The sequence below is a fragment of the Acidisoma sibiricum genome, from assembly GCF_057837225.1.
On the sequence record NZ_CM174445.1, the window covers coordinates 1,975,062 to 1,988,279 of the forward strand.

Here is a 13,218-nt window from a genome sequence, read left to right on the forward strand (position 1 = left end):
CAAACAGCGTCATGCGCGGGCTTAACCCGCGCATCCACCCCTTGGGGCACCTCGGCGGGTAGACCCGCGGGACAAGCCCGCGGGTGACGAAATGGCAGGGACGTCAGCTCGCCTTGCTGCCCAGACACTTGCCTTTGACGACGTCGTAATTGCCGCAGGACATGGGCGGCAGCCAGTCGCCGATCAGGTCCTTCGATTCCGGCAGATAGGGCGACCAGGGCTGGGCCACGACGGTGCCCGGCGTCTCATAGACGATGTTGAACTGGCCGTTGCCCTGAATTTCGCCGATCAGCACGGGCTTGGTGATGTGGTGGTTCGGCATCATCGCCGAATAGTCGCCCGAGAGGTTCGGCGCCGTGACGCCCGGCAGGGCCGCGATCACCGCGTCGGTATCGGTGGTATTGGCCTTCTCGACCGCTTTCACCCACATGTTGAAGCCGATAAAGGCTGCTTCCATCGGATCGTTGGTGACGCGCTTGTCGTTCTTCGCGAATTTCTTGAAATCGGCGATAAACTGGGTATTCGCCGGGCTGTCGACGCTCTCGAAATAGTTCCAGGCCGCGAGATGGCCGATCAGCGGCTTGGTGTCGATGCCGGCCAGTTCCTGCTCGCCGACTGAGAAGGCCACCACGGGGATATCGGTCGCCTTGATGCCCTGGTTGCCGAGTTCCTTGTAGAAAGGCACGTTGGCGTCGCCGTTAATGGTCGAAACCACGGCCGTCTTGGCACCGGACGATCCGAAGCTCTTGATCTGGGAGACGATGCCCTGCCAGTCGGAATAGCCGAAGGGCGTGTAATTGATCATGATGTCGGTCGCAGCCACGCCCTTGGACTTCAGATAGGCTTCCAGGATCTTGTTCGTGGTGCGCGGATAGACATAGTCGGTGCCGGCCAGCACCCAGCGCTTCACATGCATCGTGTCCATCAGATAGTCGACGGCCGGAATCGCCTGCTGGTTCGGGGCGGCGCCAGTATAGAAGATATTGCGGCTGCATTCCTGGCCCTCATACTGGACCGGGTAGAACAGAATGCCGTTCAGCTGCTCGAAGACCGGCAGCACGGACTTGCGCGAGACGGAGGTCCAGCAGCCGAAGACGGCGGCGCATTTGTCGACGCTCAGCAGCTGCTTCGCCTTCTCGGCGAACAGCGGCCAGTTGGAGGCAGGGTCGACGACAACGGGTTCCAGCTTCTGGCCGAGCAGGCCGCCATTGGCATTCTGCTGCTCGATCAGCATCAGCATCACTTCCTTCAGCGGCGTCTCGCTGATGGCCATGGTGCCGGAAAGGGAGTGCATGATGCCGACTTTAATGGTGCCGGCAGCCTGCGCGCGCGCCGGGCGCGTGCTGGCAACGGTGCCGACCGCAGCACCACCCAGGGTCGCGGCCGCGGCCGCGGCGATCGACAGACCGCCTAAGGACCGGCGGCCCAATGCGATCTGGGGGGCAATCTGGGCGGGGGTGGCGTCGGCTTCCGGCAAAGTCTGCTTGGTGTCGTCCGTCATCGTCTCGGGTCCTCTTTCGTTTTCCAGGAAATCCGCGTCGGTACACGCGACCTGGGCGAAGAATGGCGTTGACGTCTCCTCGTGAACCATACGCGAAAGCGCGTATGACCTGACGCAGCCCTTATGCTTTGATAGGACTCCGATGAAAGCAGGCTTTTCTTCGACACCACGCTCTAGGCTTGCGACATGGGGCTTTACCCGCTTCGTTCTAGTCGTCATGCCCGGGCTTGACCCGGGCATTCATCCGGTGGCGTGCCCGGCTCAACGGGTAGGCCCGCGGGTCAAGCCCGCGGGCGACAATGAACAGGCGGCGCGGTGAGGATCACGACACCTTCTGGCTCCGCGCGTCTGGCGCGGCAGCGCATCACCCGCACCAGGCGGGAATATAACCGCTGGGTCGCCAACCAGACGCTGGAGGATTACGCGCTCCGCTTCACGGCCAAAAGCGCGCGCAAATGGTCAGCTCTCCGGGTTGCGAATACAGCGCTCGGCGCCGTCTCCTTCCTGGCTTTGGAGGCGATCGGCGGCACCATCACGCTCGCCTACGGCTTCCAGAATTCCATTCTCGCCATCGCCTTCGTCAGCGTCATGATCTTCCTGATCAGCATCCCCATCTGCGCCCATGCCGCGCGGGCCGGGGTGGATGTCGATCTTCTCACCCGTGGCGCAGGCTTCGGCTATATCGGCTCCACCATCACCTCGCTGATCTATGCGAGTTTCACCTTCATCTTTTTCGGCATCGAGGCAGTCATTCTCGCCTCCATGCTGCAAAGCTTTTTCGGCGTGCCGGAATGGCTCGGCTATATCCTCTGCGCCATCGGCATCCTGCCGCTGGTCACCCACGGCATTACCTTCATCAGCCGCTTCCAGCTCTGGACCCAGCCGATCTGGTTCGTCCTCAATCTGGTGCCGATCGTCGCCGTCCTGGTGACGCATCCCGAATGGCTGCCGGGCTGGACCCGCTTCGGCGGCCTGCATCGCGCAAGTGTGGGCTTCGATCTCGCAGGCTTTGGCGCCGCCGCCTCCATCCTCTTCGCCATGATCACGCAGACCGCGGAACAGGTGGATTTCATCCGTTTCCTGCCGCCCCAGGCGGCGATCGGCGCCCGGCGCTGGTGGACGGCCCTTATCCTCGGTGGCCCGGGCTGGATCGCGATCGATGTCATCAAGCTGCTGGCGGGCTCATTGCTCGCCTATGTGGCGCTGCAAAGCGGCCTGCTGGTCGATCAGGCCGTGCAGCCGGCGCAGATGTACCGGCTGGCTTTCCAGACCATCGCATCGCCGCCGGTCGCCATCATGCTGACCTGTGCGCTGGTCGTCGTCTCCCAGGTCAAGATCAACATCACCAATGCCTATGCCGGCTCGCTCGCTTGGTCGAACTTCTTTTCGCGCCTGACGCATAGCCATCCCGGCCGCGTCGTCTGGCTCATCTTCAATATCGTCATCGCCCTGCTGCTGATGGAGACGGGCGTCACCAAGACCATCCAGCATACGCTGGTGGTCTATTCCAATGTCGCCGCCGCTTGGATGGGGGCGCTGGTCGCTGATCTGGTGGTGAACAAGCGCATCGGCCTCAGCCCGAAGGGCATCGAATTCAAGCGCGCGCATCTCTTCGACATCAATCCGGTCGGTGTCGGCGCCATGCTCTTCGCGGTCATCGCCTCGCTCTCGGCCTATGCCGGGCTGTTCGGGGCAGGGGCGGCGGCCCTCTCCACCTTCATCGCCTTCGGCAGCGCCTTTGTAGTGGCACCCCTGATCGCCTGGGCCACCGGCGGCCGCACCTATCTCGCCCGCCGCGGCCGCGCTGCCTGGGCCTCCCGCGGCACCATCGCCTGCTCAGTCTGCGAACATGAATTCGAGCCCGAGGATACCGCCTATTGCCCGGTTTATACCGGCCCCATCTGCTCGCTCTGCTGCTCGTTGGACGCCCGCTGCCACGATGCCTGCAAACCCCATGGCAGGGTCGCCGAGCAGGTCGCCAAAAGCTTCCGCTTCCTGCTGCCTGCGCCGGTCATCGCGCTGATGCGGGTGCGGGTCGCGCGCTTTGTGGGCGTCCTGTTCCTCTTTGCCGCCGGCACTGGCCTGCTGCTCATCGCGATCGACGCGCAGACCGTCAGCAGCGGCCCGATCAGCGAAGCGGCCGCCACCGCCGCCTTCTGGAAGACCTTCCTGGTCATGCTCGTCATTGGCGGCGTCGTCTCCTGGCTCGCCGTGCTGGCCCAGGAAAGCAGGCGCGCCGCGGAGGAGGAGACGCGTCGCCAGACCGTCCTGCTGCTGGATGAAATCAGCGCCCATCGCCAGACCGACGCCGCCCTGCAGCGCGCCAAGGAAACGGCCGAGGCCGCCTCCCGCGCCAAAAGCCGCTATGTCGTCGGCATCAGCCACGAATTGCGCAGTCCGCTCAACGCCATCCTCGGTTATGCCCAGCTGCTGGAGAAGGACGCCGATATCCCGGCCCGCAAGCGGGAGGGCCTGCGCATCATCCGCCGCTCGGGCGAGCATCTGACGGCGCTGATCGGCGGCCTGCTCGATATCTCGAAGATCGAGGCCGGCCATATCGAACTCTATCGCGACGAAATCCGCCTGCCGGAATTTCTCGATCATCTCGTGCAGATGATGCGCCTGCAGGCCGAGACCAAAGGCATCGCGCTCCATTACCGCGCCGACCCGCTGCCCCGCCTGGTCTATGCCGATGAGCATCGCCTGCGTCAGGTCCTCATCAACCTGCTCTCCAACGCCATCAAATTCACCAGCGCCGGCAGCGTCACCTTCAGCGTCCGCTATCGCAGCCAGGTTGCCGAATTCGATATCGCCGATACCGGGCGCGGCATTGCCGAGGCCGATCTCATCCGCATCTTCGAGCCCTTCCAGCGCGCCGGTGATCAGTCGGTGCCGGGCACGGGCCTTGGCCTGACCATCGTCCGGCTGCTGACGGAGGTGATGGGCGGAGAGGTCACGGCCACCAGCACGCTGGGCCTGGGCAGCCGCTTCCGTCTGCGGCTGATGCTGTCGGAAGCGGCTGAGACGCTGCGGCCCAGCCCGCCGGTGCTCGAAATTACCGGCTATCGCGGCCGGCGGCTGACGGTACTCGTGGCGGACGACGACGCGACCCAGCGCTCCCTTATGCTCGATCTGCTGACGCCGCTCGGCTTCACGGTGGTGGGTGCCGCCGGCGGTGTGGAATGCATGGCGCTTGCCGATCAATGGCGGCCAGATCTGTTCCTGCTCGACCTCTCCATGCCGGGCGTCACCGGCTGGCAACTCGCCCAGCAATTGCGGGAGGAGGCGGGCGCGAAAGCGCCCATCATCATCATCTCGGCCAATGCCCGCGAACTCGAAGCGGCGCCGCGTGAAGGGCAGTTCCATGATGACGTCATGGCCAAGCCGGTGCGGCTGGATTTGCTGCTCGAAGCGATCGGCCGCCTGCTGGATCTGGATTGGACGCGTCTCGCGACCGAGTCCCTGCCGGCGCCCAGCGATCAGCGCGCCGATCTCACCCCGCAGCAGCTCGGCGAACTCCGGGAGCTTGCCGCCATCGGCTATGTCCGCGGCATCCGCCAGCGGCTGGAAGCGCTGGTCGAGGAGCAGCCGGCGCTGGACCCCGCGCTGGTCCCCTTGCGCGCGCTGATCGCCGATTACCGTCTGGATGCCTTCCTCGCCGCCCTGGATGAGATCGCCGAACAGGGCGCCTCGGCATGAAAAGCCGCGACATCATTCTGGTGGTGGATGATACGCCCGGCACGCTTGGCGTGCTGAACGAGGTGCTGGAGGATGCCGGCTATACCGTGCTCATGGCCCAATCCGCCGCGGCGGCCATGATCGTGCTGGAGCGCGTGCTGCCCGATGTCATCCTCATCGACGCCGTCATGCCCGGCATGGACGGATTCGAGGCCTGCCGGCGGATGAAGCGCAATCCGGCCATCGCCTCTGTCCCCATCATCTTCATGACGGGCCTGACCGAGAGCGAGGATGTCGTGCGCGGGCTGGAGGCCGGCGGTGTCGACTACGTCACCAAGCCGTTGCAGCTCGCCGAGGTCATCGCCCGCATCCGCGTCCATCTGACCGGTGCGCGGCGCACCCAAAGCGCCCAGGCGGCGCTTGATACCGCCGGCCGCTATCTGCTCGCGACCGATACCGAGGGGGAATTGCAATGGGCGACACCCCAGGCGGCGGCCCTGCTGGCGCGGCTCGCGCCCGATGGAGCGGCGGCAGAGCGTGCTCCCGCCTGTCCCTGGGTCCCGGATTGGCTGGCCTTCTCGGCGGAGCACATGCCCGGTCAGGTCGCGGTCGCTCTCGGGGAGGCGCCGGTGCTGCAATTTGTCTATGTCGGCCGCATGGCCCCGGATGAGGTTCTGTTCCGCATTCAGGAGACGCGAACCTCGACCGAGGAGGCCCGATTGCGGGAGCGTCTGGGCCTGACGGTGCGGGAGGCCGAGGTCCTGCTCTGGGTCGGCCACGGCAAGGGCACCAAGGATATCGCGGATATCCTCGGCATGAGCCCGCGGACGGTGCAGAAGCATCTTGAGCAGATCTACAGCAAGCTCGGGGTCGAAAACCGGGCGGCGGCGGCGGCCATCGCAATCAGAACCGTGGGGTAGATCAGGTTCATGTGGAAAACGCTCCACCAGAAGCTTAGTTGGGCGTCATGACCAATGACGCTGATCTCCCGGCTGAATGGCAGGACTCTCTGGCGCGCAGCATCGCGCAGGCCGAGCGTGGTGAAAGCGTGCCTCTGGAACCCGTTCTGCAACGTCTGAGAGCCGGTGTTGAACGCATGAAAAAGCAGCGGGCGGCTGAAGACGGGGTTCCGACTAAGCGGCCCGCGTGATTGAGCTTAGCCCTGAAGCTGAACAGCAGGTCGATGGGCTTTTGGCTCATTACGAAGCTTTGGGGCGTCTCGAAGCGGTGGAAAACCTCATCGACGCGTTGGCCCGCGTGAGCCTGCGCATCGAAAATCTGCCGGAAGCCGGGCTGCCAGCGCCCCGGCCTTACCCGTCAGCGCAGCGCGTCGGCGTCAGACGGCTTAAAGAAGGGCGCTATTGGGTCGCTTACCGCGCCGACGATCGCCCGATGATTCTGGGCGTCTTCCATGACACCGCCGATATCCCGAACCGCCTGTAGCGGTCGTGATATCGGCGCACCCTGCCCAGTTACTTTGAACCCTTCATGACAAAAAGTCCGACCCAGCTCTGCACCTTGCCGTTATTGATGCGGAACTTGTAGCCGATCGGGCGATGGGCGCCGCTCGACAGCGTCGCGATCGCCATGCAGGCAATCTCGCTATCGCTCGACTTATCCGTCGTGATCCCGGCGAGGTCTGTCACGGTAAAGGGGGCGTTGGATTTTTTGAGCGCAAAATCGATGCCGCTGCGCGCCTCAGGGCTGTCGCAGGCCGGCAGGCTGGGTGCCGCCAGGGCGGCCGAGGCACTCATCAGCATCAGGCCGGCGGCGACGCCGCCTAAAGACAAACCGATTTTCATTCCGTCTCTCCGTTCAGGATGGGCGGATCGCTCTCCGCCCATGAGTGCAGGTGGCGGCGGATCGCAAAAAGAAAACCGCCCTTGGGTTGTCCCAGGGCGGCTTGCTCGGTCAGAGCTTTTCGAGGTTGGAAGCGGCCTGCTTGCCGCGCTCGGTAATGATGTCGTAGCTGACCCGATCGCCCTCGGTCACGCTTTTGAGTCCAGCCGCCTGGACTGCGGTAATATGCAGGAACACGTCCTTGCCGCCGTCCTGCGGCGTAATGAAGCCATAGCCTTTTTCCAGGTTAAACCACTTAACAGTACCACTCGACATGTCAGCCTACTCTCAGAGTTGCAGAGACCGAGAAATAACCCCGCTCTGGCCGTACCGCTACCCCAGTTATGGGGGTACACGCCATAGATGCCTGATGAACGCGGACCTCCCCCGTCACAAAAGTGCGCTTCCACTCTGGTTTAGACGGTGTAAGAAGCGGCACGCACGAAAACCGACGACTGCAAGGCTCCGGTTGTTGTGACCGGGAACCTTGTGGGCGCTAGAGAGAAGAGAATGGCTGGCTTCAAGACAAATAGCTTCAATGATCGCCGCGATGCGGCTCTTAAGGCCAAAGAGGCCTTGCTGGAAAAATTCAAGGCGCGGCCCGCCCCCGACGATCCCCGGCTCCAGGCCCTTGCGGAAGAGCGCAAGCGCATTGCCGAGGCGCGCGCCATTCGCGATGCCGAACGTGAGCAGCGCCGCAAGGAAGAAGACGCCCGCCGGGCTGAGGACGAACTCCGCCGCATGGCTGAGGAAGTCGCCCGTCTGGAAGCGGAAAAGCTGGCGGCCGAACAGGCGGTTTTGGAGGAGCAGGAACTGAAGCTCCGCCAAAAGGAAGCCCGCGACGCCCGCTACGCTGCGCGCAAGCTCCGCCGCCGCTAAAGCCTGCCCGCACGCCCGGATAGGGCATGCGGGACACCCCCGGAGCCCGGTCATCGCCGCGTCCGTTGCGTGGCGATGGCGCGGGCCATTGGGGGTTTCTGACCCGGCCTGGGAAGACGGTGCGAGTCGCGTGATGCCCCCAAGGCCCGAGGCCTCAGACTGGCCGCAGGCGCATCGCGCCACGGCTGCGGCACAATTTAGCGTGATATGATACTATTCCGAAATGAAATGGTATCGCGAGGCTATCTGGCCGGGCCTCGGCTGCGTCCTTCTGCTGGCGGGGCTCAGCCTCGCCTGGCTTGCCCCCCAGCTTTTGCCCGAGACTCTCGTCATTGCGCCTGCGGTGATGGCGCTGGCCCTTGCCTCCCGCTTTCCCGCCCAGGCGACGGCGCTGTGGCTGGCAGCGCTCGCCACTTGCCCCGAAATGTGGCTCGGCGATCTCATCGGCCAGGCTCCGGCCATTATCGCCATCGACAAGGCGGCCGGCCTGCTCCTTTTGGTCTTTTGCCTGTTCCGCTATGGCGGGCGGCTTGACGCCTGCAATCCGGGCCTGGCCTTTCCCGTCATGTGGGCGGCGGGCTATGCGCATGGCGTGTGGCCAGGGCTGACCCTGGCCGATTCGCTGCGCAGCCTGATCGGCTCCGTCGCCCCCTTCGCCTTTTCCTTCGTGCGCCTCTCCCCGCTCTGGTGCCGCCTCGTCATCAGCACCGTCATCGCTGGCCCCTTCATCATCCTGGGCTTTGGCCTGGTGCTGGCGGCACTCGGCCTGCGTCCGCTCTATGGGGTGGAGGACGGTGCGCTGCGTCTGGGCGCTTCCACCCATCCCGCCTTCCTCGCCGGGTTCACGCTCATCAGCATCTACGCTCTGTTGGTCGAGCAGCTGCGCACGCCACGGGCCGGGCTGCTGCTGCTGCTGGCCGCCGATATCCTGGTCATGCTGGCGACCGGCGCGCGCGCGCCCTTGGCGATCGCCCTGGCGCTGATCCTGCTGGTCACAATCCTGGTGCCGCAGCCGGCCTGGCGCTGGTCGGCCCGCATGCCGGTGCTGCTGCTCATCCTGGCAGCACCCGCCGCGGCCATCATCGCCGCTCCCTTGCTCGGCTTCGTCCGGCTGCTGTCCCTCGCGCGCCAGGGCGACATGGTCGATCTCAGTCACCGCACCCTCATTTGGCCGGTCTATGAGGCCGCCTTCCTGCGCTCGCCCTGGCTCGGCTGGGGCACGGGCACCGGCAAGATCCTGGTGCCCGTCGGCACCCTGCTCTGGCGCCTGCTTGGCACCAATGCCGCGCATGACGAGTATCTCCGCATCGGGGTAGAGGGCGGCGCCCTCGGCCTCACACTCTTCATCCTGCTCTTTGTCCTCTGGCTGCGGCAGGCCGCACGCCGCATGGCGCGGCCGGAGGCCCGGGTCATGCGCCTCGTGTTCCTGGCCTTCGCGCTCCATTCCGCGACCGACAACACGCTGATCGCGACCACGGCCAGCCTCATGTTCGCCTGGGTCTCGGCGGTTTTTGCGCGCAGCGCGGGCGAGAAGGGGTTCCAGCCCGTGCCGCGCTCGGGCAGATTGAAAAAATGATCACATCGCGCATCACTCGGGTCGACCAGCCGGCAGAGGCTCACCGCAAGGCCATCCTGGATCGGCTGGACGATTTCAGCGATCCGCGCGCCGGTGACCGGCACTGGCCGGAGGAGACGCTGTGTCTGGCCATCCGCGGGCCGGACGGGACTGTTCGCGGCGGTTTATGGGGGCGGTTCTATTACGACTGGCTATTCATCGAGCTGATCTTCATCCCCGAGGATCTGCGCGGGCAGGATCTGGGCACGGCGCTGCTGGCCATGGCTGAGGCGCGCGCTAGAAGCTGGGGCGCGGTCGGCATCTGGCTCGATACCTTCAGCTTTCAGGCCCGCGGCTTCTACGAAAAGCACGGGTTCACGGTGTTCGGCGAAATCGCCGATTACCCGGCAGGGCACGCCCGGTACTTCCTGCAAAAACGGCTGGACCCAAGCCTGCCGCCGCAGGGCGCCCCGTCTCATGCGCTGGTGGAGGAAATCCTCAATCCCCCGCGCGAATTCCGGTCCGCGATCGGCACCCCGCTCAGCGCCTTCAATGACGTCCAATTGGGCGGCGGAGACTGGCCCGAACGCGGCCATGCTTTCGTGCTGACGGATGAGACCGATGCCATCGTCGGCGGCCTCTGGGCGCGCAGCTATTACGACTGGCTCTATGTCGGCTTGCTCTTCGTGCCGGAAAGCCTGCGCGGCCAGGGCATGGGCACGCAGCTTCTGGCGCTGGCCGAGGCGGAGGCGCGGTCCATCGGCGCCCGCGGCATCTGGCTGGATACGTTCAGCTTCCAGGCGCCGGATTTCTACCCGCGCCACGGATTTCAGCCCATCGGCCGGCTGGACGCCTATCCCAACCAGCACAACCGCACCTTTTTTACGAAGGTACTGGTCTAGTCAGGCCCGCTGGCTCCGCCGTGCCTGGATCACCCTATACATACCGAGCAGCGTGACGACGCATCCGACGCTCAAGCTGGCCAGAAACAGCCGCTCCCACTGCAGGTTTCCTTGCGCGAACGTGCCGAGGCCGGAGACGATTAGAACCATGGCACTTGCCAAGGCTCCATTGCGGAGCGTGGCGAGAAACGAATCCGCGGGCTCCAGCCAGCCCCAAAACCCAGCTTCCCATGAGGAAAGATCGTAAGGCGCGGGCTTCACAATTGGCTCGCGCGCCGTTTGGTAACGGCTCAGGCGGCGGAGAAAAAACGTATAGAGACCAAGCAGCACGAAGCTGGTCGCCATCGTATGCTCGAAACCATGCGCCGACCCATCCACAAGGTTGAAGGCACCGACCATCGCCAGGATGAACACGCCAGCGATGATGAGATCATCCATCAGCCCGAGCTTTGAAGACCCCATGCCACCCTCCGTTGCCGTAATGTAACAGTCAGGATTCGTGAATCAAGCAACTTCAGCGGCGGGTAGTGTCTCAGTTTGAATTTTCCGCCGCAATCCGCGCCTTCGTCTTGTAGGGGCCGCGCGCCTTCGGAGCTTCGGCCCGTGCGTCGATCAGGGCAACCACGTCTTCCATGCTCCAAAGGGTGGCGCTGATGCCGGCGGCCATCGCAGGGCTGCATTTCAGGGTCTTATGGATGCGGACAAAGTTGTAGAAGGTGAAGTAGAGCGCCAGCGCATAGACGTGATTCTCGGCCTTCTTGCTGAACGCATTCGTCAGCCGCGTGAAGCGGCGCATGGACATCCGCATCGTCAGGTTCTGCCGCTCCACATAGCTGGTGGAGACGTGATCCTTGTCTGGGCGTCCGGTGATCGGCGTCTTCTTCGCGCCCGTGCATTCGGCGGGGCTGTAGCGGCCCGCAGGGCCGGGCGCATCGCCGTAGAGCTTCACCAGCATGGCGTAATCGACACCAACCCCGAAAGCGCCCTCCACCGCGTCTAGGTAGGCCTTGTGGCCATCCGTGGTGAGCTGCACCCGGTTAGCCAACCGATCAGCCACGTCCTGCATAAACTCCTGCGCGTATCCGGCATCCCGCCCGCCCGCGAGGTAGGAGATTATGAGCTTGGAGTCGGCCTCGATCGCCGTCCACGTCCACACGTCGCCAGCCTCTTCCGGCGCCGCCTTGGCGGTCTCGACGTTCTTCTGCTTGGCGTAGCAGAACGCCCAAATCTCATCGCACTGAACCCGCTTGGCCTTCACGCCGCGCACGGTCTCATTGTGATGGGCGATGCAGGCCTTTCCAGCCTCCACCAGCAGCGCCGAGACCGTGTTGATCGAGACATCGGCCACGCGGCTGATGGAGCGCATGGAGGAACCTTCCACCAACATGGAAAGGATTTGGACGCGCTTGGCGAGAGGCAGCTTGTTCATGCCCATATCAATATGAAATTTTATGCTTAACGTCAAGTATTTTGCAGCCATTTTTGTAAAAATGGCTGCATGGATTGCATATCGTCGATCATGGCAGCATAATGGGAGGATGCTGGCAATAGGAGAAGTTATGACCAAGGATTCGGACCCGCCACTCGGAAGAGCTAAGGGCGGCAAAGCGCGCATGAACGACATGACGCCCGAGGAAAGAAGGGAGCAGGGGCGCAGGGGCGCAGCGGCTCGTTGGTCCGGGGATGTAAAAAAGGCCACCCATGGTTCGGACGAACACCCGCTTGTCGTGGGGGACGCCAAAATACCCTGCTACGTCTTAGAGGATGGGCGGCGCGTTCTGCAGCAAACGGGATTGATTAGCGCGCTCAAGATGTCACACGGAGGCAGCTACAGCGTGGGTGGGGACCGTTTGGCCAAATTTACCACTCAGGGACGCCTAAAACCCTACGTTTCCAGTGAGTTAGTTGAACGGACCGCGAATCCAATTAAGTTTAGAACTCCGTCTGGCTCTCTAGCTTACGGGTATGAGGCCACCGTGCTTGCTGATCTTTGCGAAGCCATATTGGCCGCCCGAGCCGCCGGGGTATTGCAAAAACAGCAGGAACACATCGCCAAGCAGGCCGAAATACTTATTCGAGGTTTTGCTAGAATTGGTATTATTGCTTTAGTCGATGAGGCGACCGGCTATCAGCGCGAGCGTGAAAAGGATGCTCTGTCGAAAATTCTTGAAGCGTGGATCGCGAAGGAACTGCAAGCCTGGGTGCAGACATTCCCACAAGAGTTCTATGAGCACATGTTTAGGCTACGCGGTCTTGAGTTCTCATCAAACTCTGTGAAGCGCCCACAATACTTCGGGCATCTCACAAACGATATTGTTTACAAGCGCCTTGAGCCGGGAGTTCTCAAGGAACTGAAGCGTGTGACGCCTAAAAATAATGCTGGGCGGCCGACTGCAACGTATGCCCAAAGCCTTACCAGAAACATAGGATACCCCAAGCTTAAAGAGCATCTTGGTGCGGTAGTTGCTTATATGAGAATTAGCAAAACTTGGGACGGCTTCATGAATATTCTAAATGAGCAATATCCCAGGAAAGGCGAGACTCCCATGCTAAACATGGACTACGATCAAAAGAAAGACGACGGCAAGGGCCTTTAGTCCTTCCCCCACCTCTTAGCCGCTCCCTTCTTCGCGATCTCCGCCCGCTGCTCGGCCGTCAGGTTCCGGGCGCGGGCAGCGCCGCCCAGCTTGCCCAGGGTCGCGGCGGCGCTGGCGGTCGCCTCGCGGTCATCCTCTTCCTCGCCTGTCGCGATTCGGGCCACGCGCACGGCATTGCCGATCAGATCGGCAGGGCGCTTCTCGCCTCGGGGACCTTTAGGCATTGTATGCTTCAGGTCCGTTCCAAGCCGACCATTTGGATTGAAC

The 13,218-nt window shown here is 63.3% G+C and carries 13 protein-coding genes; 7 read left to right on the forward strand and 6 right to left on the reverse strand.

The window, feature by feature from the left end; all coding sequences use genetic code 11:
• Nucleotides 1-103 precede the first annotated feature (103 nt).
• A complete protein-coding gene (urtA, locus tag AC3G7M_RS09405; protein WP_489211526.1) occupies nucleotides 104-1,501 on the reverse strand; it encodes an urea ABC transporter substrate-binding protein in 1,398 nt (465 codons plus the stop codon).
• Nucleotides 1,502-1,816: 315 nt separating this feature from the next.
• Between urtA and AC3G7M_RS09410 the strand changes: the two genes are divergently transcribed.
• From AC3G7M_RS09410 to AC3G7M_RS09420, 3 genes are all read left to right on the forward strand, one after another.
• Nucleotides 1,817-5,200, forward strand: a complete 3,384-nt coding sequence (locus AC3G7M_RS09410; RefSeq protein ID WP_489211527.1) for a hybrid sensor histidine kinase/response regulator — start codon at nucleotides 1,817-1,819, stop codon at nucleotides 5,198-5,200.
• Entirely contained in the window at nucleotides 5,197-6,099 is a 903-nt protein-coding gene (locus AC3G7M_RS09415; RefSeq protein ID WP_489211528.1) for a response regulator, read from the forward strand. The genes AC3G7M_RS09410 and AC3G7M_RS09415 overlap by 4 nt, the downstream gene beginning before the upstream one ends.
• Before the next feature lie 226 nt (nucleotides 6,100-6,325).
• On the forward strand, nucleotides 6,326-6,622 hold the full coding sequence (locus tag AC3G7M_RS09420) for a type II toxin-antitoxin system RelE/ParE family toxin (protein ID WP_489211529.1): 297 nt from the start codon (nucleotides 6,326-6,328) through the stop codon (nucleotides 6,620-6,622).
• Between the two features lie 29 nt (nucleotides 6,623-6,651).
• On the opposite strand, the gene AC3G7M_RS09425 is transcribed toward AC3G7M_RS09420, so the two are convergent.
• Together AC3G7M_RS09425 and AC3G7M_RS09430 are read right to left on the reverse strand one after the other, a co-directional pair.
• On the reverse strand, nucleotides 6,652-6,981 hold the full coding sequence (locus tag AC3G7M_RS09425) for a hypothetical protein (protein WP_489211530.1): 330 nt from the start codon (nucleotides 6,979-6,981) through the stop codon (nucleotides 6,652-6,654).
• Nucleotides 6,982-7,090: 109 nt separating this feature from the next.
• On the reverse strand, nucleotides 7,091-7,294 hold the full coding sequence (locus AC3G7M_RS09430; RefSeq protein ID WP_489211531.1) for a cold-shock protein: 204 nt from the start codon (nucleotides 7,292-7,294) through the stop codon (nucleotides 7,091-7,093).
• Between the two features lie 234 nt (nucleotides 7,295-7,528).
• Between AC3G7M_RS09430 and AC3G7M_RS09435 the strand changes: the two genes are divergently transcribed.
• The 3 genes from AC3G7M_RS09435 (at nucleotide 7,529) to AC3G7M_RS09445 (ending at nucleotide 10,354) form a co-directional block, all read left to right on the forward strand.
• On the forward strand, nucleotides 7,529-7,897 hold the full coding sequence (locus tag AC3G7M_RS09435) for a DUF6481 family protein (protein ID WP_489211532.1): 369 nt from the start codon (nucleotides 7,529-7,531) through the stop codon (nucleotides 7,895-7,897).
• 223 nt (nucleotides 7,898-8,120) lie between these two features.
• Nucleotides 8,121-9,473 carry an O-antigen ligase family protein gene (locus AC3G7M_RS09440; protein ID WP_489211533.1) on the forward strand — a complete coding sequence of 451 codons (1,353 nt, stop codon included), beginning with the start codon at nucleotides 8,121-8,123 and terminating at the stop codon, nucleotides 9,471-9,473.
• Nucleotides 9,470-10,354 (forward strand): GNAT family N-acetyltransferase, encoded by an 885-nt coding sequence (locus tag AC3G7M_RS09445; RefSeq protein WP_489211534.1) that lies wholly within the window; start codon nucleotides 9,470-9,472, stop codon nucleotides 10,352-10,354. Before AC3G7M_RS09440 ends, AC3G7M_RS09445 begins: the two co-directional genes overlap by 4 nt.
• On the opposite strand, the gene AC3G7M_RS09450 is transcribed toward AC3G7M_RS09445, so the two are convergent.
• Entirely contained in the window at nucleotides 10,355-10,792 is a 438-nt protein-coding gene (locus AC3G7M_RS09450; RefSeq protein WP_489211535.1) for a hypothetical protein, read from the reverse strand.
• 94 nt (nucleotides 10,793-10,886) lie between these two features.
• The gene (locus AC3G7M_RS09455) at nucleotides 10,887-11,783 is read right to left on the reverse strand and encodes an IS1 family transposase (RefSeq protein ID WP_489211536.1); all 897 of its coding nucleotides are present in this window, start codon (nucleotides 11,781-11,783) and stop codon (nucleotides 10,887-10,889) included.
• 22 nt (nucleotides 11,784-11,805) lie between these two features.
• Here AC3G7M_RS09455 and AC3G7M_RS09460 point away from each other — a divergent pair, with 22 nt between their 5' ends.
• On the forward strand, nucleotides 11,806-12,951 hold the full coding sequence (locus tag AC3G7M_RS09460) for a P63C domain-containing protein (RefSeq protein WP_489211537.1): 1,146 nt from the start codon (nucleotides 11,806-11,808) through the stop codon (nucleotides 12,949-12,951).
• On the opposite strand, the gene AC3G7M_RS09465 is transcribed toward AC3G7M_RS09460, so the two are convergent.
• Nucleotides 12,948-13,175 (reverse strand): hypothetical protein, encoded by a 228-nt coding sequence (locus AC3G7M_RS09465; protein WP_489211538.1) that lies wholly within the window; start codon nucleotides 13,173-13,175, stop codon nucleotides 12,948-12,950. The genes AC3G7M_RS09460 and AC3G7M_RS09465 overlap by 4 nt on opposite strands.
• Between the last annotated feature and the right edge of the window lie 43 nt (nucleotides 13,176-13,218).

What these genes read in the sequence shown, in the direction of transcription:
- urtA (WP_489211526.1), bottom strand. Translation starts at nt 1,501, where the DNA reads ATGACGGACGACACCAAGCAGACTTTGCCGGAAGCCGACGCCACCCCC.
- AC3G7M_RS09415 (WP_489211528.1), top strand. Translation starts at nt 5,197, where the DNA reads ATGAAAAGCCGCGACATCATTCTGGTGGTGGATGATACGCCCGGCACG.
- AC3G7M_RS09425 (WP_489211530.1), bottom strand. Translation starts at nt 6,981, where the DNA reads ATGAAAATCGGTTTGTCTTTAGGCGGCGTCGCCGCCGGCCTGATGCTG.
- AC3G7M_RS09430 (WP_489211531.1), bottom strand. Translation starts at nt 7,294, where the DNA reads ATGTCGAGTGGTACTGTTAAGTGGTTTAACCTGGAAAAAGGCTATGGC.
- AC3G7M_RS09435 (WP_489211532.1), top strand. Translation starts at nt 7,529, where the DNA reads ATGGCTGGCTTCAAGACAAATAGCTTCAATGATCGCCGCGATGCGGCT.
- AC3G7M_RS09440 (WP_489211533.1), top strand. Translation starts at nt 8,121, where the DNA reads ATGAAATGGTATCGCGAGGCTATCTGGCCGGGCCTCGGCTGCGTCCTT.
- AC3G7M_RS09445 (WP_489211534.1), top strand. Translation starts at nt 9,470, where the DNA reads ATGATCACATCGCGCATCACTCGGGTCGACCAGCCGGCAGAGGCTCAC.
- AC3G7M_RS09450 (WP_489211535.1), bottom strand. Translation starts at nt 10,792, where the DNA reads ATGGATGATCTCATCATCGCTGGCGTGTTCATCCTGGCGATGGTCGGT.
- AC3G7M_RS09455 (WP_489211536.1), bottom strand. Translation starts at nt 11,783, where the DNA reads ATGAACAAGCTGCCTCTCGCCAAGCGCGTCCAAATCCTTTCCATGTTG.
- AC3G7M_RS09460 (WP_489211537.1), top strand. Translation starts at nt 11,806, where the DNA reads ATGCTTAACGTCAAGTATTTTGCAGCCATTTTTGTAAAAATGGCTGCA.
- AC3G7M_RS09465 (WP_489211538.1), bottom strand. Translation starts at nt 13,175, where the DNA reads ATGCCTAAAGGTCCCCGAGGCGAGAAGCGCCCTGCCGATCTGATCGGC.